General features: G+C 54.9%; 23 protein-coding genes (1 of these 23 cut by a window edge). 13 read left to right on the forward strand and 10 right to left on the reverse strand.

Annotated elements, in window-relative coordinates:
• Positions 1-151 carry the start of a tyrosine--tRNA ligase gene (gene tyrS, locus ACJJIR_RS19280; RefSeq protein ID WP_444906492.1) on the reverse strand. It extends 1154 nt beyond the left edge of the window, so only the first 151 of its 1305 coding nucleotides appear in the window; it begins with the start codon at positions 149-151; its stop codon lies off the left edge, out of view.
• Between the two features lie 276 nt (positions 152-427).
• Between tyrS and ACJJIR_RS19285 the strand changes: the two genes are divergently transcribed.
• Entirely contained in the window at positions 428-1807 is a 1380-nt protein-coding gene (locus ACJJIR_RS19285; RefSeq protein ID WP_444892708.1) for an OapA family protein, read from the forward strand.
• A 15-nt stretch (positions 1808-1822) separates the two neighbouring features.
• Complete coding sequence (locus ACJJIR_RS19290) at positions 1823-2932, forward strand: anhydro-N-acetylmuramic acid kinase (protein WP_444892707.1); 1110 nt, start codon at positions 1823-1825, stop codon at positions 2930-2932.
• 23 nt (positions 2933-2955) lie between these two features.
• On the opposite strand, the gene erpA is transcribed toward ACJJIR_RS19290, so the two are convergent.
• The 4 genes from erpA to argC all read right to left on the reverse strand — a co-directional run bounded on the left by erpA (position 2956) and on the right by argC (position 5792).
• The gene (gene erpA, locus ACJJIR_RS19295; protein WP_108731633.1) at positions 2956-3309 is read right to left on the reverse strand and encodes an iron-sulfur cluster insertion protein ErpA; all 354 of its coding nucleotides are present in this window, start codon (positions 3307-3309) and stop codon (positions 2956-2958) included.
• Positions 3310-3471: 162 nt separating this feature from the next.
• Positions 3472-3915 (reverse strand): bactofilin family protein, encoded by a 444-nt coding sequence (locus ACJJIR_RS19300; RefSeq protein WP_282934417.1) that lies wholly within the window; start codon positions 3913-3915, stop codon positions 3472-3474.
• 33 nt (positions 3916-3948) lie between these two features.
• Positions 3949-4692 carry a DUF6776 family protein gene (locus ACJJIR_RS19305; RefSeq protein WP_413664271.1) on the reverse strand — a complete coding sequence of 248 codons (744 nt, stop codon included), beginning with the start codon at positions 4690-4692 and terminating at the stop codon, positions 3949-3951.
• A gap of 53 nt (positions 4693-4745) precedes the next feature.
• Positions 4746-5792 carry an N-acetyl-gamma-glutamyl-phosphate reductase gene (gene argC / locus ACJJIR_RS19310; protein WP_282934591.1) on the reverse strand — a complete coding sequence of 349 codons (1047 nt, stop codon included), beginning with the start codon at positions 5790-5792 and terminating at the stop codon, positions 4746-4748.
• A gap of 95 nt (positions 5793-5887) precedes the next feature.
• Here argC and ACJJIR_RS19315 point away from each other — a divergent pair, with 95 nt between their 5' ends.
• The 7 genes from ACJJIR_RS19315 (at position 5888) to hemB (ending at position 13593) form a co-directional block, all read left to right on the forward strand.
• Positions 5888-7714 (forward strand): chloride channel protein, encoded by a 1827-nt coding sequence (locus ACJJIR_RS19315; protein WP_444906493.1) that lies wholly within the window; start codon positions 5888-5890, stop codon positions 7712-7714.
• A gap of 33 nt (positions 7715-7747) precedes the next feature.
• Positions 7748-8170 (forward strand): protoporphyrinogen oxidase HemJ, encoded by a 423-nt coding sequence (hemJ, locus tag ACJJIR_RS19320; protein WP_444906494.1) that lies wholly within the window; start codon positions 7748-7750, stop codon positions 8168-8170.
• An 82-nt stretch (positions 8171-8252) separates the two neighbouring features.
• On the forward strand, positions 8253-9038 hold the full coding sequence (gene thiD, locus ACJJIR_RS19325; RefSeq protein ID WP_413664269.1) for a bifunctional hydroxymethylpyrimidine kinase/phosphomethylpyrimidine kinase: 786 nt from the start codon (positions 8253-8255) through the stop codon (positions 9036-9038).
• 180 nt (positions 9039-9218) lie between these two features.
• On the forward strand, positions 9219-10502 hold the full coding sequence (hemL, locus tag ACJJIR_RS19330) for a glutamate-1-semialdehyde 2,1-aminomutase (protein ID WP_444906495.1): 1284 nt from the start codon (positions 9219-9221) through the stop codon (positions 10500-10502).
• Positions 10503-10661: 159 nt separating this feature from the next.
• Positions 10662-11834, forward strand: coding sequence for a benzoate/H(+) symporter BenE family transporter (locus ACJJIR_RS19335; RefSeq protein WP_444906496.1), 1173 nt, complete (start codon positions 10662-10664; stop codon positions 11832-11834).
• Between the two features lie 9 nt (positions 11835-11843).
• Entirely contained in the window at positions 11844-12470 is a 627-nt protein-coding gene (locus ACJJIR_RS19340; RefSeq protein ID WP_444906497.1) for a GntR family transcriptional regulator, read from the forward strand.
• A 112-nt stretch (positions 12471-12582) separates the two neighbouring features.
• Complete coding sequence (gene hemB, locus ACJJIR_RS19345; protein ID WP_444892703.1) at positions 12583-13593, forward strand: porphobilinogen synthase; 1011 nt, start codon at positions 12583-12585, stop codon at positions 13591-13593.
• Between the two features lie 43 nt (positions 13594-13636).
• On the opposite strand, the gene mrcB is transcribed toward hemB, so the two are convergent.
• Positions 13637-16219 carry a penicillin-binding protein 1B gene (gene mrcB, locus ACJJIR_RS19350; RefSeq protein WP_444906498.1) on the reverse strand — a complete coding sequence of 861 codons (2583 nt, stop codon included), beginning with the start codon at positions 16217-16219 and terminating at the stop codon, positions 13637-13639.
• A 385-nt stretch (positions 16220-16604) separates the two neighbouring features.
• Between mrcB and ACJJIR_RS19355 the strand changes: the two genes are divergently transcribed.
• Positions 16605-17603, forward strand: coding sequence for an adenosine kinase (locus ACJJIR_RS19355; RefSeq protein ID WP_413664263.1), 999 nt, complete (start codon positions 16605-16607; stop codon positions 17601-17603).
• 51 nt (positions 17604-17654) lie between these two features.
• Here ACJJIR_RS19355 and ACJJIR_RS19360 read toward each other — a convergent pair whose 3' ends face one another.
• From ACJJIR_RS19360 to ACJJIR_RS19375, 4 genes are all read right to left on the reverse strand, one after another.
• Positions 17655-19448, reverse strand: a complete 1794-nt coding sequence (locus ACJJIR_RS19360) for an EAL domain-containing protein (protein WP_444895301.1) — start codon at positions 19446-19448, stop codon at positions 17655-17657.
• Positions 19449-19627: 179 nt separating this feature from the next.
• On the reverse strand, positions 19628-20197 hold the full coding sequence (locus ACJJIR_RS19365; RefSeq protein WP_444906499.1) for a YajG family lipoprotein: 570 nt from the start codon (positions 20195-20197) through the stop codon (positions 19628-19630).
• 35 nt (positions 20198-20232) lie between these two features.
• Complete coding sequence (locus tag ACJJIR_RS19370) at positions 20233-20694, reverse strand: copper chaperone PCu(A)C (protein ID WP_444906500.1); 462 nt, start codon at positions 20692-20694, stop codon at positions 20233-20235.
• Positions 20691-21419, reverse strand: coding sequence for an N-acetylglucosaminyltransferase (locus ACJJIR_RS19375; protein WP_413664260.1), 729 nt, complete (start codon positions 21417-21419; stop codon positions 20691-20693). Before ACJJIR_RS19375 ends, ACJJIR_RS19370 begins: the two co-directional genes overlap by 4 nt.
• Positions 21420-21548: 129 nt before the next feature.
• Between ACJJIR_RS19375 and ACJJIR_RS19380 the strand changes: the two genes are divergently transcribed.
• The 3 genes from ACJJIR_RS19380 to accB all read left to right on the forward strand — a co-directional run bounded on the left by ACJJIR_RS19380 (position 21549) and on the right by accB (position 24547).
• Positions 21549-23342 carry a protein-disulfide reductase DsbD family protein gene (locus ACJJIR_RS19380; RefSeq protein WP_444906501.1) on the forward strand — a complete coding sequence of 598 codons (1794 nt, stop codon included), beginning with the start codon at positions 21549-21551 and terminating at the stop codon, positions 23340-23342.
• A 259-nt stretch (positions 23343-23601) separates the two neighbouring features.
• On the forward strand, positions 23602-24057 hold the full coding sequence (aroQ, locus tag ACJJIR_RS19385) for a type II 3-dehydroquinate dehydratase (RefSeq protein ID WP_282934435.1): 456 nt from the start codon (positions 23602-23604) through the stop codon (positions 24055-24057).
• A gap of 22 nt (positions 24058-24079) precedes the next feature.
• Positions 24080-24547, forward strand: coding sequence for an acetyl-CoA carboxylase biotin carboxyl carrier protein (accB, locus tag ACJJIR_RS19390; protein WP_282934436.1), 468 nt, complete (start codon positions 24080-24082; stop codon positions 24545-24547).
• Positions 24548-24552 lie beyond the last annotated feature (5 nt).

Below are 24552 nucleotides of genomic sequence, written 5' to 3' on the forward strand. Positions count from 1 at the left end.
CTATATGAAGGGAGTCTGCAGTGGGATCAAAACCGCAATACAGGGTTCGACTCTCCGACAAATGCTGCGTCAGTTCGCCGTCACCAGTCGCTTGATTAATTAATCCGCGACGGTCCAAGTCTTCAAGCAGTGTCATGTCGACCCCAGCCATGCTTTCCCCTCATATATAGGCTTGAAATTAGCGCCACCAAGCGGCGGCAAAATGCGCTGCAACATTACCGAAGTTTGCGGCAAATACAAGCGTGCAGCAGCCCAGCATCCGCACTAAAAACAAAATTCATGAGGAACCAAACCGTGCAAAGACGTGTCAATTATCTCGTGAACCAAGGCGGCTTTTTTGCTATAAAGCCCCTCCAATGCCTGTTTTTTAGACACTCAGTTTTTCAAGCGCAAATAACAACGACCGCCAGTACCATCCGCTAACGCCATGCAAAACCATCGTAAATCGAGTACAGGCCTCCGTATTGGCGGCTTACCCAAGCATTTTCCCCGCGTTCATGCGCTGACCGCTGGCATCGCAGCCTTTGTCCTTATGCTGGCCGTTCTGATTCCTTCACCGGAGATTTCCTCTAAGCGCACATCCCTACCCGTCAAACTTTCAGAGGTCACAAGCGGCGACAGCACTGAAGCCAAACCTGCTCTCACTTATACGCCGGCGGAAACGCCACTGCTTAACGTCAGTGTCGAGGCGGTCAAGTCGTTGAGCCTTGAAGTACGTAACGGGGATACCCTGTCAGACCTATTTCAACGTGCAAAAATCAGCGCCAAAGAGATGTACCAGCTTCTGGGTAGCGGCAAAGAGGCAAAACAGCTGGCACGTCTAACTCCGGGCGAAGAGCTGACCTTTCAAACAAATAATGATGGCCAGCTGCAGTCCCTGAAATTGCAGCGAGATCGACTCAATCAAATTGAGTTTACCCGCACAAATGCAGATAAGTTTGAACACGCACTGATAACTCGTGAGCCCGACAGCCATCCGGCTTACCGACAGGCCCAGATCGATAGTTCCCTATTCCTGGCCGGTAGCGATGCTGGGCTGAGTGACAGCCTGATAATGGAGATGGCGGATGTATTCAGCTCCGATATCGACTTTGCCCTCGATATTCGCAAGGGCGACAACTTTAGTGTGATGTTCGAAGAGTTGTTCCTGGATGGGGAGAAAATTGGCAACGGCCCTATCCTTGCGGTCAGTTTTACCAACCAAGGAAGAACTTTTAGCGCTGTACGCTATGTGGATAACAGTGGTGATGCCAATTACTACACGCCTGAAGGCAAAAGTATGCGCAAGGCATTTATCCGCACACCACTGGACATAGTCCGCATCAGCTCTCACTTCAACCCGAGCCGCCTGCACCCAGTATTCAAGTCACGCCGACCTCATAATGGCACCGACTATGCCGCTCCAAGAGGCACCCCCGTTTACTCTACTGGCGATGGTCGGGTTATCGCGTCCGGCTATAGCAAGCCCAATGGCAACTACGTATTTATCCAGCACGGCGAACGGTATGTAACCCGCTATCTCCACCTGACCAAGCGCAAAGTCAAAAAGGGCCAGCGCGTTAAGCAGCGCCAGGTTATTGGCACTGTGGGGTCTACCGGTTATGCCACCGGCCCGCACTTGCACTACGAATTCCTGGTGGATGGTAGACATCGCAACCCCGCCACCATTGTGCGCAAATTGCCCAAGGCAAAGTCGGTACCAACTTCTGAGATGATCCGTTTTAAAAACCAGACCCAGCCACTTCTGGCGAAACTAGAAAACTTCCAGGGGCCGGCTCTGGCTCAACTGGATGAAGAAAGCCCCTAACAAGCGCCAACGAATATGCCCGATCTGTTTATCGGCCTGATGTCCGGCACCAGCGTTGACTCCATTGACGCGGTGCTGGTCGATTTTGGCGATGAAGAAAAAATAAACACCCGTATCCTGGCTGCGCTAGCCCACCCGATTCACAGCGGCCTGCGCGAGGCTATCCTCAGCCTCTGTGCCCCCGGCCCTTCAGAGTTGGATCGCGCCGGACAGTTAGACCGGCAACTGGGACAGGTTTTTGCCGAAGCCACCAATACCCTGCTAGCCCGAGCCGGTGTTGAGGGTCAGTCTGTTACCGCCATTGGCAGTCACGGCCAAACCGTACGCCACCGCCCCCCAGGCACAGTGACTTCTCCCTTTACTTTGCAACTCGGTGACCCCAACACCATCTCAGCACTGACGGGCATCTGCACCGTTGCGGATTTCCGTCGCCGGGATATCGCTCTCGGTGGTCAAGGAGCGCCTTTAATGCCGGCGTTTCACCAGGCCGCTTTCAAAACTGATGGAAGCCGTGCTGTGGTCAATATTGGGGGGATGGCCAATATCACTGAGCTGACGGCAGATGGCCAGGTTTACGGCTATGACACAGGTCCAGGTAATGCATTGCTCGACTACTGGGTGAACCTACACAAAAACCAGCCCTACGATAGAAATGGAGACTGGGCCGCGAGCGGTCGCGCCAATGCTGAACTTCTCAACCGCCTGCTTTCAGATCCCTATTTCTCCGCCGAGCCACCCAAGAGTACTGGCCGTGAAACTTTTAACCCCAGCTGGCTCGAACAGGCCTGCGCCGGTTTGGAAGTGGCGCCGGTAGATGTGCAGGCGACCCTGTCTGAAGTGACCGCAGCCAGTATCGCCGACGCCGTGCATAATTTTGCCGAAGGCGGCGAGCTGCTCACTTGCGGGGGCGGGGCAAAAAACAAGGACTTGGTTACACGATTACAGCGCCGCTTGCCCACCTGGTCTATTACTGACACGGGCAGTTACGGTATTGACGCAGACTGGCTCGAAGCCGTTGGATTTGCTTGGTTGGCCCGCCAGACATTGAGAGGGCTGCCCGGTAATTGCCCGGGAGTGACTGGCGCGCAGAAAGAGGCGGTTCTAGGGGCTATTTACCCGCCCTGATCAATAGGACGGGTTAGGATTTCTCAAATAGAGAAAGAGGAGCCGCAGCCACAGGTAGCGGACGCATTGGGATTTTGTACTACGAAGCGCGACCCCGAAAGGCCTTCTTCGTAATCAACATTGGCGCCAACCAGGTAGGGGTAGCTCATCGCATCCACCAAGACCTGAATGCCATCCTTTTCTATGATGGCATCATCTTCGGCAACCAATTCATCAAAGGTAAAACCGTATTGGAAACCGGAACAGCCGCCTCCGGTCACGAACACCCTGAGTTTCAGCTCCGGGTTGCCCTCCTCTTCCAACAGGCTTTTTACCTTGGCCACAGCCTTGTCTGTGACCACGAGTGGCGCGGGAGAAAAGGATACAGCTTCTGACATAAGTCTCTCTCAACTCATCGGGACATTCACCGCTCGTATAAAAGTTATAACGAGTGCAGCCCCGGGGGCGTCATCTTGCTTAAACCCAGCAATTCAGTCAAGTATTAACCGGCAGGTGGGCCGGTACAACAAAGTACCAGCGCCAGCCAATACTACCCGGACTTAAGAGGCTTCAATGACAGTTTCATCTTCGGAATAGCCGAGCATATGGGGCTCACCCGCGCTACTCAAGTCGGCACTGGATACCAGGGCACCGTTTACCTGGGCACCTTTCAGCATCTCGATCAGCTTATAGTGTACATTGCCTTCTACCATTGCCTTGGAAGCGAGCTCCAGGTGGCGCGCAGCAAACACATCCCCTTTGACATTGCCATTGATCACTACCTGAGGCACACGAATTTCACCCTCAATGATGCCGCCATCCACAATTTGCAGGCGCGCATCACTATCACTGTGAGCGGTAACATTGCCACGCACCTTACCTTCGATGACCAGGTTGCCACGGAAGTGGATATCACCGCTGATCTCAGTCTGACGAGCGATCAAAGTCGTGTGGTTACTACCGGTATTGGCCATAGTTATCTGTTTCTCTTTTTTTCTTAACATAATCCCCAAAACCTCGTGCCTTTGGCACCTATGCTAACTTTCCTGTACTAACCAACCGTAGCGCTGCTCAATATTAAAGCCCTTGCGCCCAGAAGATTTAAGTGACAACTCCACACCTTCGGGCACAAATCCCTCTGGCAAGCGCAGCTCTCCCTCGATATTCTGAAAATATTTAAAACGCAGCTGAATCGACTCACTATCCACCTGCTCCGACAGTTCCTTCAGAGGGTAACTCTTCGGTTCCCCATCCTGACGGCCCACTACGGTAAATGTGGCCGTGCCTTTTACAACATCCCGACGCGCTGCGGACTGTTTGATCTGTAACTTGTACTGGTAACTTTTTGGATCGCCGGTCTGCGAGAGGATAAAGCGTCCAATGGACACCCCCTCACCCCCATCTTCAGGGGCCATGACGCCGCGATAGAAAGAAATTTCCTGCTTTAGCTCTGCGATCTGGCTCTCTTTCTGCACCAGTTCCGCACGCACCGACTCACTCGCCTGCTCACCGATAGTCAGCGACTGCTCTGCAGTGGCAACCCTCATTCGCAGGGATTCATTCTCACTCTGAAGCGCGGTAACACGATCGAGTACTTGAGTATGCTCCAGAGTCTTGCGATCGAGGCTCTGGCGCAGCTGATACTGCCCGGCGAAATAGGACCCGGCCGAGGTCACTAATACCAAAAAAACGACCCCCACTACGGCAATGACACCAGAGAAGGGTTTATGAGGCACCACTTTCATGCGGTACTGCTTGCTGCCTTTAACTTTGAGCACCATGAAATCTGCTAAGTCTTATCCGGGATTTATCGATTGTCGGGAAACACCCGATTCTAAGGCAGCAGTGCCGGGCTATCCAGGCCCAACGTCTCAGTTAAGCCAAACATAATATTCATATTCTGGATTGCCTGGGCGGACGCGCCTTTGGCCAAGTTATCAATGGCCGATAATACCAGTACCGTATCCCGCTCCTGAGGCTGCAATACCGAGATGCGGCACATATTGGTCCCTCTAACCGTACGAGTCTGAGGGTGGCTGCCCGCCGGCATCACATCTACAAAAGGCTCATTTTTATAGCGGTTTTCAAAGATCTGTTGAAGCTCATCGGCATCAACCTTCCCCACTGACCGGGCAAATAAAGTAGCGTGGATACCGCGAATCATGGGAAGTAAATGCGGTACAAAAGTCACCTGCGCGGGAGAGGATTCAGTGGCCTGCACTCGACGAAGCCCCTGTTCAATCTCGGGTAAATGACGGTGCCCGGCGGCAGAATATGCGCGGAAGTTGTCGCTATTCTCAGCCATAATCAAGTCGGTCTTACCCTGTCGCCCCGCACCACTGATACCACTGGCCGCACTGGCGATCAGCTCACCAGGTTCTACCAGGCCCTTTTCCAAAAGCGGTATCCATCCCAATTGAATCGCGGTGGGATAACAGCCCGGGCAGGCTATCAACTGCGCATTGGCAATCTGTTCCCGATTAACTTCTGGCAAACCATAAACAGCGCTTTGAGCTAATTCCGGAGCGGCGTGGGCCTGACCGTACCACTGCTCCCAGGTAGGTATATCTTTCAAACGGAAATCGGCGGACAAATCGATCACTCGAACTCCGCGTTCAATAAGTGCCGGTACCTGGGCCTGGGCAACGCCATGAGGTGTAGCGAAGAATACAACGTCACAATCCGCCAGCTGTTCGAGATCGGGGCTACAGAAAGACAGCTGCGAGTGCCCTCTCAGGCTAGGGAAAAGCTCGGCAACCGGGGTACCATTCAACGAACGGGAGGTGATTGCGGTAACTTCCGCTTGTGGATGTGTTGAGAGAAGCCGAAGTAATTCCACCCCTGTATAGCCGGTGCCCCCGACAATCGCTACTTTTATCACCTTGCTAAAATCTCCGGTATATCCGCCAACTGAGACGATAATCGTAAAACCAGACAGGCACTCTACCACAAGCCCCAGCATTTTAAGGATGTGCGGTGTCACAGCCCCCAAGGAACTCGCTAAAAAAGTCGTTTTCGCGTTATTTAGTTAGGCCGGGCAGCCTCGAAAATATACGCTTACAGCTTTCCTCCAAAGACGCGCTGGCGCCTTTACTGGGGATGGCCCTGATCACCGGCATCCTGGCCGGAGGGGTAACTGTACTTTTTCGGCTGGCAATGGAGTGGCCGACCACGCTGTTTTTATCAATCCCACAAAATTACGAATCCCTTCCCCCATTCTGGCGCTTCGCATTGCCTGTCATCGGCTCTCTGGTAGTGGGATGTATCTATTTATTTCTAAATCCCAGACGCCGCCAGGTGGGAGTGGTCCATGTCCTGGACCGGCTCTACAACCACCAGGGGCAAATGCCAATGCAAAATGCCCTGCTGCAGTTTTTTGCCGGCGCAATAATTTTAATTAGCGGCCACTCGGTGGGGCGGGAAGGCCCAGCTGTACACTTGGGAGCAGCCAGTGGCAGCTGGTTAGCTAGGGCGCTGAAGCTCCCCAATAATTCTGGTCGCAACCTACTGGGGTGTGGTGTAGCCGCAGCAATTGCGGCCTCCTTTAATACCCCGCTGGCGGGCGTGGTATTCGCGATGGAAGTCGTGATGCTCGAATATACTGTGGCAGGTTTTTTACCCATAATTCTCGCGGCTGTTGCCGGTAGCACCATCACCCAGCTGACTTTCGGTAGCCAGCCGGACTTTAATGTACCCGCGATTCAACTCAACTCCCTTGCCGAGCTGCCGCTACTTTTTGTGTGCGCACTGGTTATTGGGGTTCTCGCCGGATTATTTATCCGCTCCCAGCGTATTTTGATTCCCCAGCAGCGTTACTCCCCACTTCTTCGGTTTCTCTTGGTTGGCCTTGTTACTGGCACCTTGGGTATCTGGGTACCGGAAATCCTCGGCGGTGGGTATGACACTTTGCAGATGGCAATGCTGGGGGAGTTGGGGGTCGCGACACTCATTGCTATTGTCGCCGCGAAATTAGTCGCAACCGCTTTGGGGGCAGGGCTCGGAATTCCCGGTGGGGTAATAGGCCCCAGCCTGATTATCGGTGCCTGTATCGGTGGTATTGCCGGTGGCCTGGCTAACTTGTGGCTGGGTGAGCACACCGCGAGCCCAGGCTTTTATGCCATGGTGGGTATGGCGGCAATGATGGCTGCCATGCTCAATGCGCCTCTAGCTGCGCTACTCGCTATCTTGGAACTTACCTATAACCCACATATTTTATTCCCTGGAATGATGATGATCGTGGTGGCCACATTAGTGAGCCGCCAACTCTTTTCCACTATCGGTCTCTATCACGAAACGCTGCGCGCCCTGAATAAAGCGGGAATGCCAAGTTGGCGACAGCAAATGCTGAGCAGTGTCGGAGTTGCCAGCGAAATGAATCAGAGCTTTGTTGTGACTCCTAGGGAAATTACCCGCGCTGCGGCAACAGAATTAATTAATCAACACCCCGAGTGGATTCTTATCGATTTACCCAAGGAGCCGGCACCGCAACTACTGCGTGCAGCGGACTTGGCAACTTTTCTTCGCGGTGGTGCGAAAGAGGCGGCCGAGAGCGAAAAACAAGTTTCCTCCGCATCAGATAAATTACTAGACCCGGGAGAAATGATCGATTTATTGAGACTACCCGGCGAACGCAAACAGCTGGCGTCCCTAAGCTGGCGAGCGACAATGCTGGAGGCCTCGCAAAAGCTGGAGAGAAGTGGCGCGGATGGCCTATATGTCTGCCGTCATAAAAGCGGTTCGCTGGACAATCGCACGGCGGGCATTATTCTGCCGCTACAAATTAACAACTTTTACCGGAAGTAATTTTTCTTCCCGTTTCTTTTAAGGGGACTTTCAATGCTGTGGATCAAGGCTTTTCACATTATTGCGATGGTGTGCTGGTTTGCCGCACTTTTTTATCTGCCACGACTGTTTGTCTACCATGTCGATGCCACTGATGCCATTAGTCGCGACCGCTTCTGTATTATGGAACGCCGCCTTTATCGCGGTATTGCCATTCCTTCCATGCTGGCCACCGTTGCCTTGGGCATTTGGCTCTACAGTTTGAACCCGGCCTACTACACCTCCGCCGGCTGGATGCACGCAAAACTGACTTTTGTTGTTCTCCTCCTGGGCTATCACCATATCTGTGGCGCCTATGTTCGCAAGTTTGCCCGGGGAACCGTTACCCGCAGCCGCCGCTACTTCCTAATATTTAATGAGTTCCCAGCAGTTGCACTTGTCGCCATCGTCATTTTGGTTGTCGTAAAGCCATTTTAATTTGGCGCGTATTCATTCCTTGTCAAAGGCGCTCAGCAACTAGAATTAGGCGCACAGCTAATGGCCGTCATGTAGAGCACTTATGGATACACCTCAGCCCGTTATTCTGACCGTTACTCACCACGACCCCAGCGGCAGCGCCGGAATTGCCGCAGATACTGAGACAGCGGTCAGTCTCGGCTGCCATGCGGCCTCGGCAGTTACCGCCATCAGCGTGTGTAATACCGGTGAATTGCTGGGTGTCGCCCCTGTCGACGACAGCCTGCTAATTGAACAAACCCGAGCCGTTTTGGAAGACATGCCGATCGCCGCGATCAAGGTCGGCTACCTGGGCTCTGTGGAGAATGTGCGCGCGCTTCACAGCGTACTCCACGACTACCCGGATATTCCCGTCGTTATCGACCCCGATGCCACACTGGCTGACAAAGATAGCGTACTCGCCCCGCCTCTGTGGGAGGCTATGGTGTCGCTGTTGTTGCCCAAGGCAACCATGGTGTGCCCCAACCGCAGGGAAGCTCGCGCCATGGCTGTGGAGGCCGATGTCCTCGACGCCATGGCCCAGGAAATCCTCGAATCCGGCTGTCGCTACCTGTTGCTGACTGGCGTGCCCCACGAGCAACAATTACAGAACCGGCTCTACGATGAGCGCGGCCTCATGCGAGAGTTCAAGTGGGAGCGCTTGCAGCCAGCGGCCTATGGCGTCTGCGGCACCCTCGCTACTGCCATTGCCTGCCATATCGCCCACGGGCTGACCATTATCGAAGCGGTTACCCGCAGTCAGCAATACGCCTGGAGTGCGATCAAAGACAGCCGGCGCCTGGGCATGGGAAGGCCGATTCCCAACCGGCTGTTCTGGTGCGAACGCTAAACCTGGAGCTGCTGACACAAATTTCGCCCCTGCCCCGATCAGTCTCACCGTCCCCATGACGGTGAGATCTTCTGTCTACACAGTCTGTGACCGGTCGTCGCCAATCTACACATTGTCCTCAGGCGCCACCCCCGCGATAATGCTCCCCAGGCCCTTTATGCAGAACCTGAATATAAGTTTATGAGTAAATCCGAGCAGCTCTTCGCAGAAGCACAGCAGTACATTCCCGGCGGCGTTAACTCTCCGGTACGGGCTTTTCGCGCAGTCGGCGGTACCCCGGTGTTTATCCGCCGTGCCGAGGGCGCCTACCTCTACGATGCAGACGAGAAACGCTACATCGACTACGTACAGTCCTGGGGCCCCATGGTGCTGGGCCACGCACACCCGGAAGTTATTGAAGCCGTGGTGGAACAGGCCCAATCGGGACTGAGCTTCGGTGCGCCAACTGAATTGGAAACCGAACTGGCCGAAGAACTCTGCCGCCTGTGGCCGAATATGGACCTGGTGCGCTTCGTCAATTCCGGTACCGAAGCCACCATGAGCGCGATTCGCCTGGCCCGTGGATTTACCGGGCGCGACAAGATTGTGAAGTTCGAGGGCTGCTACCACGGCCACTCCGACTCCCTGCTGGTTAAGGCCGGCTCCGGGGCCCTGACCATGGGTGTACCCTCCTCTCCCGGCGTTCCCGCCGCCCTGGCAGATCACACCATCACCTTGAGCTACAACGATGCTGATAGTGTGCGCAGCTGCTTCGATGAGCTGGGCGATCAAATCGCCTGTATCATCGTCGAGCCTGTTGCCGGCAATATGAACTGCATTCCGCCGGTACCCGGCTTCCTGGAAACCCTGCGCGAAGTTTGCGACCAGCACGGTACCCTGTTGATTCTCGATGAGGTGATGACCGGCTTCCGGGTGAGCTTGACCGGGGCCCAGGGCTTCTACGGTATCGAAGCGGATATCACCACCCTCGGCAAAGTCATCGGCGGCGGTATGCCCGTTGGCGCCTTTGGCGGTAAACGCGAGATCATGGAACAAATTGCACCCCTGGGTCCCGTTTACCAGGCGGGCACCCTGTCCGGTAACCCTGTAGCTATGGTCGCGGGCTTGGAAACCCTGCGTTTGGTGGAAGAACCCGCCTTCTACGAGCCTTTAATTGCCAAAACTGACCGTTTGGTGGAGGGCATCCTGGCGGCTGGTAAAGCCGCAGGTATCCCAATCACCGCCAATAAGGCCGGCACCATGTTCGGATTCTTCTTCACCGAAGAACCTAAAGTAACTAACTATCAACAGGTAATGGCCTGCGATAACGAGCGCTTTAACCGTTTCTTCCACGGCATGCTGGAAGAAGGTGTCTACCTGGCACCGGCCTCCTATGAGGCAGGGTTTATGTCCGCAGCTCATACCGATGAGGATATTGAGGCCACAATCACTGCCGCTGAACGCGTCTTCGCCCGCCTCGGCTAATTGCCCGCCTCTCTCCAGCACCCGCAGCCTGCGGGTGCTGCTTCTATACACGTTTTACTTTACCCCCTCCAATAAAGCCCCAGTCGCTTCACCGCAAAGTTATTGCGCTGAAAAAAGCTAACAGCTAAAAATGTATACAAAATATAAAAGGTATACATTTTGAAAAGCTCAACGTTTTCAGATACCAGCTTGTCCGCCATCAGCGCAGGCTTTGTCGCCGTGCTGGTGGGAGTAGCCAGTTCCGCCGCCATAGTCTTTGAAGCCGCGCGTGCAGCTGGCGCAAGTGAAGCAATGATCACCTCCTGGATTGGCGCCCTGGGCCTGGGAATGGGCATTACCTGTATTGCCTTCTCTTGGTATTACCGCGCCCCGGTAATCACTGCCTGGTCGACTCCAGGTGCTGCACTTTTGGCCACCAGTTTAAGTGGCATCCCCATTGCAGAGGCGATTGGTGCTTTTGCGTTTAGCGCCCTGTTAACACTCCTCGTGGGCTTGTCCGGAGCCTTTGAGCGGGTAGCGCGAATGGTGCCGGCACCGATTGCCAGCGCTATGCTCGCAGGCATACTGCTGCAATTTGGTCTCTCAGTATTTACTTCTCTGCAGGCACAACCGCTATTGGTCGGCATCATGTTACTGACCTATCTAGTCGGGCGCCGTTGGGCGCCTCGCTATGCCATTATTTTGGTACTAGCGGCTGGAGTGGTGACTTGCTGGAAGTTGCAACTCATTGCATCGGCCCAGATCGGCTGGCAAGCGGCACACCCTGTTTGGGTAACGCCAGAATTCCGCCTCTCCACTTTAATTGGCATTGGCCTTCCTCTTTTTATCGTCACTATGACCTCTCAGAACCTGCCCGGAGCGGCAACCCTGGCCGCCAGTGGCTATAGTAGAGTGCCTATATCTCCTGTTATTAGTGGCACCGGCCTCACCTCTTTATTGCTGACACCGTTTGGTGGCTTTGCATTTAATCTGGCGGCTATTACCGCTGCTATTTGCACCGGCCCGGAAGCCCATCCCAACCCCGACAAACGCTATACCGCCGGCATTGCCGCCGGTATTTTTTATCTGCTGGTGGGCCTCTGCGGCGCTAGCGTTGTGGCATTATTCAGTGCCTTTCCCCAGGCACTGATTGCTGGCCTCGCCGGCTTGGCACTGATTGGCGTCATTGGTAGCAGCCTGGCTGGAGCAACAGCCGAGGCCGACAGTCGCGAAGCCGGAATTATCACTTTTCTGATCAGTGCTTCCGGTATCAGCCTCTTTGGCATTAGCTCTGCCTTTTGGGGGCTGCTGGGAGGGCTGGTGTGTTACTGGTTTTTCAAGCGCAGGAATTAATAAACATCGATGGGCCTCTACGAAAAAATTAAGTCGGACTTGCAGCATGGGCGCTTCGCCGCCGGCCAGGTGCTAAAGCAAGCCGAACTGGCAGAGCTTTACGCCGTGAGCCGTATTCCGGTTAGGGACGCTCTACAAAGATTGAAAAATGAGGGCTGGTTAACCGGACACGGAAAACGCGGCGTCGCAGTGCCGCAGTTTGACCCTATTGAAGTGGAAGACCTCTACCTGATGCGCATGCGCCTGGAACCGCTGCTGCAATCCCTGGCACTGGAAAACCTTAATGGAGAGATCCTGGGGCGGGCCAGAGATATTCTGGAATCCATGCAAGCCAAACCTGAACTCTCCGCCGAGCAGATCGGAAAAATGAATTGGGAGTTCCATGCCTGTATTTACCGGGCAGCTGCAAGACCCACGCTATTTAGTACCGTCGAGCAACTGCACCGGCAATGTGAGCGTTATATCGGTTACCAATCCCACGGTCTAAATTACCAGGACATCAGTCAGGACGAGCACTTTGCAATACTCAATGCACTCCAAGAGGGAAACGGGGACCAAGCCGCCGCACTGCTGGCAAAACATATAGAAGCCGCCGGCAAACTATTGGTAAGGCACTTACATCAGCCCCATTTTTAAACCGCTTTCCCTCAGCAATCGAAAATCACCCACTGCGGCAATTTGATATGATGGCTGCCAATTGCGGCTGCGGGGTTTCTGCGGCCCTATGGATAGCCGGAGTAATTTCCCGATGAGCCAAAGTTTCGGCCGTGGTGCCTACCCCAACACTCGCCTGCGTCGCCTGCGTGCAAAGGATTTTTCCCGTCGACTGGTGCGGGAAACCCAGTTGAGCAGTGACGACTTGATCCTGCCACTGTTTGTTATTGAGGGGCGTAACGAAACCCAAAAAGTAGCCTCAATGCCGGGTGTTGAACGCCTGAGCGTAGACCTGTTGGCCAAGAAAGCGAAGACAGTTCGAGAGTTGGGAATCCCCGCCATAGCCCTGTTTCCGGTAGTTGACCCGTCGGCAAAGTCCGACTGCGCCAGTGCCGCCCACGACGCCGATGGCTTGGCACAAAGGGCTGTTCGCGAGCTGAAAAATGCGGTACCGGAATTGGGAGTTATCACCGACGTAGCACTGGACCCCTTTACCAGCCACGGCCAGGACGGGCTGATGGACCACAGCGGTTATATCGTCAACGACGAAACCGTTGAGGTATTGGTACAGCAGGCCCTGTCACACGCTGCGGCCGGTGCCGATATGGTGGCACCCTCGGATATGATGGATGGCCGTATCGGAGCCATTCGCGATGCTCTCGAAGGCGCGGGCCACAGCAATACCCTGATTATGTCCTACGCCGCTAAATATGCCTCCGCTTACTACGGCCCCTTCCGCGATGCAGTGGGCTCTGCCGGGAACTTGAAAGGTGGCAATAAAGCGAGCTACCAAATGGACCCCGCCAATACCGATGAGGCATTGCACGAGTGCGCCCTGGATCTGCAAGAGGGCGCGGATATGGTGATGGTGAAACCCGGTATGCCCTACCTGGATATAGTGCGTCGGGTAAAAGAAGAATTGCGGGTTCCCACTTTCGCCTATCAGGTAAGTGGGGAGTATGCGATGCACTGCGCCGCCTTTGAAAATGGCTGGCTGAAGCGAGAGGCGGTTATTCTGGAGTCCTTGCTGGCCTTTAAGCGCGCCGGTGCCGACGGCATCCTCACCTATTTCGCCGAAGAAGCCGCACAGTTGCTGCAAGACTGATAGCCGGCGATAAAGCGCGCGATTCAATCGCGCGCTACCTTCCCTAGGGCCACTGATCTTCCAGGTCAGGCCCCACCGGCTGGGCTTCCTCTACCGGTACGCTGTGAGCCCTCCCGCCAAAAGTATTATCTCTTGGCAGCTCCAGGGGCTCCTCTTCATAACCGGAGCCATACTCGGGATCTACACCAAACTCTTCCGCATCGTCACCTCGAAGTTGCTCCTGCAATTGTTGGCGGCGCTGATCGCGCATCTGCTGCTCACTGGTATCCACCCCCCAACCGGGACTCATCTCCTCTCTGGGAGCCGCTTCGTCGCGACCATTGCCGAATAGATTGCGGAACCAGCGCCAGCGATTCTGCCCCCGACATTCCGGCGCCGGTTGCAGCTGACTTTCGTAGGAGAAAGGAATCTCATAACCACCGCGACAGTAATCCGGGTCCATAAACTGCCCCCGGGAGTTCACTGACTTAAGCTCCACTCCTCGGGGCATCTCTGCCGGTCCGTGTTGATGGGGCAGCTTGCGCATAATCTCTGTCCAGATCGGCAGTGCGCCGGTGGAGCCAGTTAGGCGCGTGCGCTCATTGTCGTCGCGCCCGAGCCAGACTACGGCCGTTACTTCCGGGGAGAAGCCCGCAAACCAACTATCGCGGTTATTGTTAGTGGTTCCGGTTTTCCCCGCAAAGGCGATGCTACTTGGCAAGCGCTTGGCGGAGCGGCGTCCGGTACCCTCACGCATAGCCTGCTCCAGCCCCCAGCGCAACAGGTAAGCTGGAACGGGGTCGACACCGCGATTAGCCTTGCGGCGGAAGTGCTGTACACGGCCGCCCTGGGCATCGGAAACCGCCAGCAGTGTGCTCGGCTGTACCGTCTCACCATTGTTCGCAATGGTCTGATACATACCGGCAACTTCGAACGGGGTCATCTCCACTGCACCAAGCAACATCGCCGGCACTCGGGGGAGCCTGGATTCAACACCCAGGCGGCGAATCGTCTGGCGCACATTCTGCAGGCCGAGATCCAGTCCCAAATGGGCCGTCGCCAGGTTATAGGACTTGGCCAGGGCGATATATAGCGGTATCTGTCCGTGAGCGCGCTTATCGAAGTTCTGCGGCATCCATACATCGCCATCCGCCTCTTCAATTCTCACCGGGGCGTCATCGATCAGGGTGGCCAGGTTGTACTCTTCCGGTCGCTCTAGAGCAGTGAGAAACACAGCCGGCTTAATCAGGGAGCCCACCTGGCGGCGGGCTTCCAGCGCCCGGTTGAAGCCAGGGTAGTCCGGGTTCCGATCTCCCACCATGGCCAGCACATTGCCGTTGCGATTATCCAACAATACTGTCGCGGCCTGGAGTGAATTGGCTTTGATCCCTCGGTCTTTCTCCAGCTGGCTAACGCCCTGACTGATGGACTCCTCCGCCAACTTCTGCACCGAAGGGGCCAAGGTGGTGTAAACCCGTAAACCCGAAGTGCGCAATTCCTCGTATGAGTAGTAGGGACGCAATTCAATCAACAGCCGCTCAGTAAAGGCCGGGTAAGGATTCTGCGCACCGACACCACCCTTGACCACCCCCAGAGGCTTGGCGGAATACTTCTGGAACTCCTCCTGAGTAATCAGCCCCTGCTCCAGCATCAATTCCAGCACGGTATTGCGCCTTTGCAGTGCTCTCTCGGGATTGCGCCAGGGGTTGTAGTAAGACGCACCTTTCGCCAGCCCCACCAACAGTGCTACCTGATGGGGTTCCAAGGTATCCAGGGGCTGCTGGAAATAGAATTCAGAGGCCAATCCAAAGCCATAAATACCTCTGGCACCCTGCTGACCCAACCACACTTCGTTGATGTATTCCTGCAGGATATAGCGCTTGTCGTAGTGCACCTCCATCAGGATGGCCATCAGGGCCTCGTTGAATTTACGTCTCAGGCTGGGCTTATGGTCAAAAAAGATATTTTTGACCAACTGCTGGGTAATTGTGGAGCCACCCTGTACCAATCGTCCGGCTTTTGCGTTGGCCACCATGGCCCGGGCAATACCGCGAGGGGAAACACCAAAGTGATTGAGGAAGTCCTGATCCTCAACAGCAATCAGGGTATTGGCTACCAAGGGAGGAATATCATCGAAACGCACTGGATTGCGGTCATCGCCTCCCCCTAGTAGAGAGCCGATATTAGCTGCGTCCAGGCGGAATTCTGCCAGGCTTCGGCCATTGTCATCACGCAGGCCGCTAATTTGATCATTGCGCAGACGGAAGGAGACCACTGCAGCAGGCTGGCGGCCATTGGCATGGATAAAGTCCCGGCGCCAGACCTTGTAATTCATTCCGTCCTGAACCCAGGAACCAGGCTCACTCAGAGTGCCCTGCTTGCGGTAATTCAAGGCAGCAAATTCGGACTCCAACTCATCCGGATGCATTGCCATACCCTCGCGCAGCACCAGCGGACGAGCGTAGACTCGGGCGGGGAGTTGGTATTGACGGCTATCCAGTCGCTCGCGCAGCTGCACATCCAGGTAAGCCATATACGCTGCCAGCGCCAGGGAGCCCACCAGGGCTAAAAGCACTAGCAGCTTGAGCCAGCGATATCGTCGTTTGGGCTTTGACGCTCTGACGCGCCGGCGTTTCGTTGATGCCATATGAGGATTCAGTCCCGCTGCCAACTCAGTACATCAAGCGACTCATGAGACCTAACCAGCCCCAATCGAAGAGTCGAAGGCAGGGTACCAGCAGGTGGCAGCTCCGCTGGTATCTTGCTGCCAGTGCCTTTCAGCACTGGCGGGCCCACTCAATTAGCGGGCTAAAATCCAGGCCTGGCAGTATCTATCACCTGGCTGTTTACGTGAAGGTGCTATTTACACCAGTGCGAGGATTGACCGCAGCAACCGCCTATAAGTTCACCAAGATGTAACAAGCGCCTATGTGAGGGTTTGCTGTCGCCAGCCCTCCCCAATGCCTTGCACTTGGCAAAATCACGTCCATAATGCGGCGGAAATGTAGACAATAAGCCCGAATAGGAATGATATGCAGCAATACGATCTCTACGGCATAGGTGCCGCCCTACTCGATACAGAAATCGAAGTGTCGGACCAGGATTTGAGCAGCCTTGGCGTGGAAAAGGGAATCATGACCCTGGTAGATGATGCCCGTCAGCAACAGCTGGTAGACGACCTTCAAAACCATATGGTCACTGCCAAATTGGCCTGCGGTGGCTCCGGTGCCAATACAGTCATTGCTGCCAGCTATTTCGGTCTCCGCACCTTCTATTCGTGCAAAGTTGCCGCTGACGAGAATGGTGATTTCTACAGAAACAACCTTAACAGCGCCGGGGTCGACTACCCCGAAACACTGAAGCAAGCTGATGAGGGCACTACCGGCAAATGCCTGGTGCTTATCACCCCGGATGCCGAACGCAGTATGAACACCTATCTGGGAATGAGTGAACAGCTCTCAGTCGCTGAGCTGGATAGCGATGCACTGTCCGCCTCCAAGTGGGCCTATATCGAAGGCTACCTGGTCTCCTCTGAAACGGGTCGTGCCGCAGCGATCAAGCTTCGCGAAGAAGCCGAAGCCCACGGAGTTAAAACCGCTCTCAGCCTGTCTGACCCGGCTATGGTTCAGTTCTTCGGCGAAGGGCTGCGGGAAATGATTGGCGGCGGTGTGGATATGCTGTTCTGCAACCGGGATGAGGCTCTGGGCTTTACCGGTACCGACTCTGTGGAGGGCGCCGTTGAAGCGCTGCGCGATTACTGCCGCAGTTTCGCGATTACCCTGGGCGCCGATGGCGCACTGCTATGGGACGGCAACGACGTTCACCGCATAGAGAGCCCCGAAGTCCGCGCCATCGATACCAACGGCGCAGGCGATATGTTTGCCGGTGCTTTCCTCTACGGTATCAACCGCGAAATGAGTTTTACCGAAGCCGGCGAACTCGCTTGCCGCGCTGCCGCCCAGGTAGTGAGCCAATACGGCCCGCGACTAGAAGCCGAACAGCACTCCGAATTACTCGCACCGGTTGTTTAATAGCAATTGCCTAATAGCAGCTATCTATAGACACATGATTTCCAGGGGCCCCTAAGGCTTGGGCCCTCTGGAATGGTGGAGCATCCCCGGGTAGCTATCCAGCTCCGGCAACCCCGTCGCTGCGGAAATACCGAACCCCTGGGCATAGTCCACCCCCATCTGGCTCAATTTTTCCATTAACTCCGGGCTCTCTACATACTCGGCGATAGTGCTGATACCCATTCTCTTCGCCAAGTGATCAATAGTGCTTACCATTGCGCTATCAATTTCATCTTCTAGCATATTCCGCACAAAGCTTCCGTCGATTTTAAGAAAATCTACCGGCAGCTGGCGCAGATAAGCCAGGGAGGAAACACCGCGACCAAAGTCATCCAGGGCAAAGCTGCAACCGGCGGCTCTCAGCTTGTGGATAAATATCAGGGCTCGCTCGAGATTATTGATGGCGCTGGTTTCTGTAATTTCAAATTGAACCCGCGAAGGCGTTACACCGGCATCGGACAAAGACTGCAGCACAAAATCAGCAAAGGTCTCATCCCCCAGGCTGATACCGGAAATATTGACCGCATAATTAATTCCGCCCATCCCCAGGCGCTGCTCCTGGGCCATATAGTCAAAGACCCGGCGAATTACCCAACGGTCCACTTCCTCGATCAAGCCGTAGCGCTCTGCGGCTGGCAAAAATAGCCCCGGTGAAATCACTCCACCATCACGGCCGCGCATCCGCACCAGGATTTCATAGTGGTGGACATTGCGGTCCCCCTTTAGTGAAACCACTGGCTGTCGGTACAACATCAGGCGATCTTCCCGCAAAGCCGCGTGAATTTCCGCAACCCAGGTAGTCTCGCGACGCTTCTCCAATACCTTGCGGGAGTCGCCAAACAGCTTAACGCGATTTCTGCCCTGCTCCCGGGCACTGCAACAGGCATCATTGGCCGACGCCAGTAACTGACTGGCACTGGGGGTAAAGTGATCGACACCAACAACACCAATCGACACCGCGACCCGGTTGTCATTCCCCTCCCAGAAAAAACTGAAGTTCTGCACAGAGTCACGCAGCCGAGCCACCACACGACCACCCTCTTCCAGGGTGCAGTCGCGCAGTAGTATCGCAAACTCATCACTGCCCACCCGGGCAAACAGATCGTCGCTGGAGAGACAGCGCTTGATTAACTCCACCAACTGAACCAACAACTGGTCCCCGGCAACAAAGCCCAGGGTGTCGTTAATAACTTTGAATTGATAAACATCCAGGTAGAGCAATACATGGTGCTGGCGTTTATCAACACAGAGGCTGAGTTGGCTTTGCAGCTCACTCTCAAAGAATTGTCGGTTGGGCAGTCGGGTTAAGGCGTCGTGGCTACTCTGCCACATAAGGCGGGTGGAAACCCTGCGTGCGGCAGAGGTATCCCGCAACACCAAAACATAATTTTTAAGCACCCCCATATCCCAAAGAGCCATTACCTGCACGGTCACTTCAAGTGGGACATGCTCTTCCCCTGAGCGCTCAATACAGGCATTAAACTCTCTGGTTCTGGGCACTTCACCCAGGTCACTGGATGCGGGTAGTATCGGCTCTATCGCATCGCCCCGGCTATTGCACAGGCGTAAACCTTCACTGAGTGGCTGGCCGGGCAGCAGTCCAACCAGGTCGCCGGTCATTTCGTTGACCAGGGGGTTGGTGTAAACCACCGTGCCCGCAGCATCGGTGACAATGACACCATCGGCAACTTCACCGAGAGCCGCCTCCGCCGCCTGTAAACTGATCTGCTCACAGGGACGCAGCCCCTCTTCCAACTGGGCGAGGGGGCCGAGATAACTTGCCGCCTCTGGATTAAACAGCGTCACGGGAAAACTCACTCAAAACACAACAGAGCAAAGCGCAAACCTTTCCCGGCAGCGGGGAGGTGCCTTGCGACAGGCCATAACCGAAAAAGGTTACCGACATCATCGCCCACGATCGCCGATTTTATTCAATTATCCAGCCTCCCAGCCGAGTTTTTTCTACAAATGTATAAATTGCACATTCACAGATTGCTGCGCAAGAAATTTTTTAATTTCTCGTCTTCAAATACTCGTTGTAGAGTTGTGCTGAGCAGTCCATTCACACGGCTTTGGACTTCTTCACGGCTGGGCTTAACCAGGTTCCGATCTTTGCCGGAAGCGCTGTAAGTGCCGAAATAAGTGCGAGGACCAATTTTCACTTCCAGGTGAATTTCAGCAGAGGTGTCAATCTCGGTGGTATAAACCGTATTTGGACTGTTGTAGGTGAGTTTTACCAATTTTGCGATCGCCTGAACTTCCGGCGCGCTATCGGTAATTCGGAATGACCAATTTGAAAAACCCTCACGCAATCCCGCCGCAATAGCCTCACCAGCGTCATTGCCAATACTTACCTGAGCAGTATCCGCATAAACACCACCCAATGATCCCAAGCCGCCAGAGGGCAGTTCATTAACTCCCATCACACTCATACTAAAGCCTTCGCCTATCGCTTCAGGAGCGACCTGAACCTGAGGCTGCAGCCAAATTTGCAGCGGGCTGTGAGCACAAGCGCTGAGTAGCAGTGCACCGGCAAAAACCAATAACTTCTTCATGTTTAATTCCCCCTCACTTCAAAAAAACTGCCAATTCAGCCATGGTGATGGTGGTGGTGCTCACCCTCATCACTCACCCGAACTATTGGCACAAGAATATCTACACTGCTGCCATCGGCAAAAAGCAGTCGCAACGGCAACTCTTCCCCCGCCTGCAAGCGCAGACCTTTAATCATTAAGTGAACTCCACCGGGAGCCATATCTACACTTGCCCCGGCGGCAATCGTCAGCTGATCCAGCGGGCGCATCCGGTTTATTCCGTTCTCCGATATTGTGGTATGTAGGTCTGCCGAAGCCTGTTCAACACCCGGCAACTCCACACCCGTGAGTACCTGACTCGAATCACCAGTGTTGTGCAGCGACACAAAGGCGGCGCTCATCGAGGGCCCCGGAGGAGTTTCCCGGGCATACCCCTCCGCCGTAATCCCTATGGAATAGGCGCCTTTAGACACAAGAAGTGCGGTGATTAAAAAGGCAAATGCCAATACTTTTTTCATGGTGCCCCTCCGCTGGGCTTAATCAGAATCAGTTTCGCCGGATTCCCGACTTTAATATCTCCACGCACCCGATACCCGGGTACAGCCTCGCGCAGTTGCTGATAAACCCAACGGCCCTCAGCATCACTGCGCGCTACGATAATGACGCGCAGCTGCTCACTGCGAATCCTGCCCGCTACTCGCTGTAACTGTTCCACCAGCCCGGCAGACCTTGCTGCAAGTTCACCGGCTGGCAGACCTATCACCTCCCCTTGCGGTAAATCGAGCTGCGCTCTCCCCCGCTCGCGGACCAACTGTGTACGCACTTCAGCCACCAGCGGATTGGCCGGGGCCAACATCTCGGCCCGTTTCAACAGGGTATTCACCTCCCCAAAATCCCTGCGACGCAGGGCGTCCCGCGCCCGCTCAACATAGGTGACCACAATGGTTTGAATACCGGTTTCTGCCTTGCTGTTATCCGGTTGCAGTTGCAATACACGCAGGTAATAGTCGTAGGCACTGGCGCCGGCAGGCTGGGTTAGATGCCCTTTGCGTAGCGCCTGTTCCGCACGACTCAAAAAAAAGGAAATATTGTTGCGCCGAACCTGGTCTTGGGATGGCGTCTTTTTAGGGGCGGGAGGAGGGACAACCGTTTTAGGTGCGGGCTTATTGGATGAGCAGGCCCCCAGGCAAAATGCCAGTAGCAGTAAAACCCCAAGGCTGTGAAGGCGTTCAAATGACGGCAAAACAATCCCCTATTGTTGTTTTTTTGTACCACTGGCGTCGCTATACTGCTGCGGCGACTGAACCCCCGTCTGGTGCAGCAGTCTGAACTATGCGCCCGACTATAATGAATTTTTTCATCTATGGCTGTGATGACCAAAAGTTTCCGAAAAAATTTCCTCGTTCTGCTGACAATCCTGCTGGCCATAACCAGCATTGGAGCTATAGCGCAGAATTCCGATAACCCTTTTGCCTCGCTGAGCAGTGCCCAGGAAAACACTTTCCTGCCGGTCGATGAAGCTTATCAGCAGGATCTGCTCTTTGATGCCAACGGCCTCAGTGCACTCTTCCAGATTGCCCCAGAGTACTACCTCTATCGCGAAAAACTGGCGCTGTACAGGGTCGATAATGGTGAAAAAACTCCCATCCCCCTGAACCTGCCAACCGGTGAAGTCATTTGGGACGACTATTTCGAGAAAGAGACTGAGGTCTACCGAGGCCAGCTCGAATTTGCCCTGGAAATCCCTGAAACCAGCGGTTCTACCCAACTGGAGCTCCACTATCAAGGCTGCGCAGATGCCGGCCTTTGCTATCCACCTCAGACCCGATACTACAGTGTGGATTTTGCCAGTCAGGATATAGAACCGCAGGACAGCGCCTTAATTACAGGCGCGCCCACTCCGCCAGCGAGTGCTGGCGGTGCCGCAGGCAGTAGCAATGTCACCTTATCACTGGCGCTGCTTCTCGCATTTGCCGGTGGCTTGATCCTGAACCTGATGCCCTGTGTCTTCCCAGTACTGTCGATTAAATTACTGGCAGTGAGCCAGGCGGCACAAAATGCAAGCCAAAGGCACCACCACGGCTGGGCTTATACACTGGGCGTAGTTTTGAGCTTTGTGGCTATCGCCGCTGTGATGCTCGCCCTTCGCGCCGGCGGAGAGGCTGTCGGCTGGGGCTTCCAGCTTCAATCCCCCTGGTTGGTGGCAGCACTCGCCTACCTGTTTTTTATCATGGGGTTAAGTCTGTCCGGAATGACCGAACTCGGCAGTAACCTGATGGGTATTGGCGGCAACCTGAATAAACGTCAGGGGTTGTCGGGCTCTGTGGCATCCGGCGCGCTGGCAACCTTGGTGGCCAGTCCCTGTACTGCGCCGCTGATGGGCTCCGCACTGGGGTTTGCTGTTACGCAGCCCGCGCTTATTGCGCTAAGTGTTTTTGCCGCCCTTGGCGCCGGTATGGCGGCCCCCTTCCTGTTGTTGACCTATATCCCCGCTCTGGCGGAAAAGCTGCCCAAACCCGGCCCCTGGATGGATCGCCTGAAGCAGTTGTTGGCATTCCCGATGTATCTCACTGCGGTATGGCTACTGTGGGTTCTGGGCCGACAAGCCGGGGGGGATGGAGTTGCCCTGGTACTGGCTGGTGCTGTAGCCATTGCATTTGCCCTGTGGCTTTGGCCGCGTCCGCAATGGCACTGGCTGCGCGGTTCCCTGGCCCTGGCCTCCCTGGCCTTGGCAGTTTTTCTCCTTCCGCAACTGAAAACCATCAATCAGTCTGAACAATTGTCCAGCAGCGATTACTGGGAGCCCTATTCGGCAGAGAGACTGGAGACTGCACGCAGTGAGGGGCGTGCAGTTCTGGCCAATATGACCGCGGCCTGGTGCATCACCTGCCTGATGAATGAGAAAGCTGTGCTGTCGAGCACCGAGGTCAGTGATGCTTTGGAGCGCCTCAACGTGGTCGCGCTGAAAGGCGATTGGACCAACCAGGATCCGCGAATCAGCGAATTATTGGCCAAATACGGGCGTACCAGTGTGCCGCTGTATCTCCTCTATCCCGCCGATGGGGACGACGCAAAAATACTGCCGCAAATACTTTCTCAAGATGATTTACTACAGGAATTGGAGAACGCTGTGGACTCCCCTTTGAGCACTGGGGTGACTCAGTAAAGTTTTTGACGCCTTTGTAGCCAATAACCCAAGGTAAACAGGCCACAGCCCGGATATTTTGAACTAATTTTTTGCCCAATATCGCCGAACTGCTGCTAACTTCGATAAACTCCGAGTCTGGCATGGACAGGGAGTCACTTTTGCGGCAGACTCGGTTAATGAGTTCGGGCAGCTAGGCCGAAATTTCGAGTTTGCCCGCAAGATAGCCAATTTTAACCCACTTTATATGGGTTTTCGGCAACTTTCTTCAGGGCGAATTATGGCTAAACTTCTTCTCCTTCACGGCCCCAACCTAAATCTTTTAGGCAGTCGCGAACCGCACATCTACGGGTCTACCACCCTGGCGGATATCAATGAAGCCGCCGAGCGCCAGTGCGACGCCGCCGGCCACGAACTGGAAGTCCTGCAGAGCAATAGTGAATCAGCCCTGCTCGAACGAATCCACTTGGCGGCGACCAGTGGGGTCGACTTTATCGTGATCAATCCCGCTGCGTTCACCCATACCAGTGTCGCCTTGCGCGATGCCCTGGCAGCCGTTGCCATCCCGTTTATTGAGCTTCACCTGTCCAATCCCCACGCCAGGGAAGCTTTCCGACACCATTCCTATCTTTCAGATCTGGCCTGCGGCGTAATCTGTGGCTTTGGCGCCAACAGCTACACCCTGGCTCTACAGGCAGCCATCCATCAACTGGATGCCACACCTGCACAACAATGAATCAAACTGCGAGTAAATAACTATGGATATCCGCAAAATTAAAAAATTGATTGAGCTGCTCGAAGAATCGGATATCGGCGAGCTGGAAATCAAAGAAGGCGAAGAGTCCGTGCGCATCAGTCGCGGCGTCAGCAGCGCAGCCCAACCCGTTGCACCGATTTACAGCGCGCCTCCCGCACCGGTTGCCGCCCCCGCTGCTCCGGCGCCCAGTGCTCCTGCTGCCCCAGCTGAAAAAGAGTCCAAGCCGGCTATCAGCGGACACGCGGTAAAATCCCCGATGGTAGGCACCTATTACGCTGCACCCAGCCCTGGCGCCGAGGCCTTCGTGAAAGTGGGTCAGCAGGTCAAAGTTGGCGATGTTGTATGCATCGTCGAAGCGATGAAAATGATGAACCAGATCGAAGCCGACAAGGCCGGTACTATTGAGTCGATCCTGCTGGAAGACGGCCAACCGGTTGAGTTTGACCAGCCCCTCGTGACCATCGTCTGAGTGGG

Source organism: Microbulbifer maximicatervae (SeqCode) (assembly GCF_052467385.1).

What these genes read in the sequence shown, in the direction of transcription:
- ACJJIR_RS19300 (WP_282934417.1), bottom strand. Translation starts at nt 3,915, where the DNA reads ATGTTAAGAAAAAAAGAGAAACAGATAACTATGGCCAATACCGGTAGT.
- thiD (WP_413664269.1), top strand. Translation starts at nt 8,253, where the DNA reads ATGGATACACCTCAGCCCGTTATTCTGACCGTTACTCACCACGACCCC.
- ACJJIR_RS19370 (WP_444906500.1), bottom strand. Translation starts at nt 20,694, where the DNA reads ATGAAAAAAGTATTGGCATTTGCCTTTTTAATCACCGCACTTCTTGTG.
- ACJJIR_RS19355 (WP_413664263.1), top strand. Translation starts at nt 16,605, where the DNA reads ATGCAGCAATACGATCTCTACGGCATAGGTGCCGCCCTACTCGATACA.
- erpA (WP_108731633.1), bottom strand. Translation starts at nt 3,309, where the DNA reads ATGTCAGAAGCTGTATCCTTTTCTCCCGCGCCACTCGTGGTCACAGAC.
- aroQ (WP_282934435.1), top strand. Translation starts at nt 23,602, where the DNA reads ATGGCTAAACTTCTTCTCCTTCACGGCCCCAACCTAAATCTTTTAGGC.
- ACJJIR_RS19340 (WP_444906497.1), top strand. Translation starts at nt 11,844, where the DNA reads ATGGGCCTCTACGAAAAAATTAAGTCGGACTTGCAGCATGGGCGCTTC.
- mrcB (WP_444906498.1), bottom strand. Translation starts at nt 16,219, where the DNA reads ATGGCATCAACGAAACGCCGGCGCGTCAGAGCGTCAAAGCCCAAACGA.
- ACJJIR_RS19285 (WP_444892708.1), top strand. Translation starts at nt 428, where the DNA reads ATGCAAAACCATCGTAAATCGAGTACAGGCCTCCGTATTGGCGGCTTA.
- hemL (WP_444906495.1), top strand. Translation starts at nt 9,219, where the DNA reads ATGAGTAAATCCGAGCAGCTCTTCGCAGAAGCACAGCAGTACATTCCC.
- ACJJIR_RS19380 (WP_444906501.1), top strand. Translation starts at nt 21,549, where the DNA reads ATGACCAAAAGTTTCCGAAAAAATTTCCTCGTTCTGCTGACAATCCTG.
- ACJJIR_RS19365 (WP_444906499.1), bottom strand. Translation starts at nt 20,197, where the DNA reads ATGAAGAAGTTATTGGTTTTTGCCGGTGCACTGCTACTCAGCGCTTGT.
- ACJJIR_RS19290 (WP_444892707.1), top strand. Translation starts at nt 1,823, where the DNA reads ATGCCCGATCTGTTTATCGGCCTGATGTCCGGCACCAGCGTTGACTCC.
- hemJ (WP_444906494.1), top strand. Translation starts at nt 7,748, where the DNA reads ATGCTGTGGATCAAGGCTTTTCACATTATTGCGATGGTGTGCTGGTTT.
- accB (WP_282934436.1), top strand. Translation starts at nt 24,080, where the DNA reads ATGGATATCCGCAAAATTAAAAAATTGATTGAGCTGCTCGAAGAATCG.
- hemB (WP_444892703.1), top strand. Translation starts at nt 12,583, where the DNA reads ATGAGCCAAAGTTTCGGCCGTGGTGCCTACCCCAACACTCGCCTGCGT.
- ACJJIR_RS19305 (WP_413664271.1), bottom strand. Translation starts at nt 4,692, where the DNA reads ATGGTGCTCAAAGTTAAAGGCAGCAAGCAGTACCGCATGAAAGTGGTG.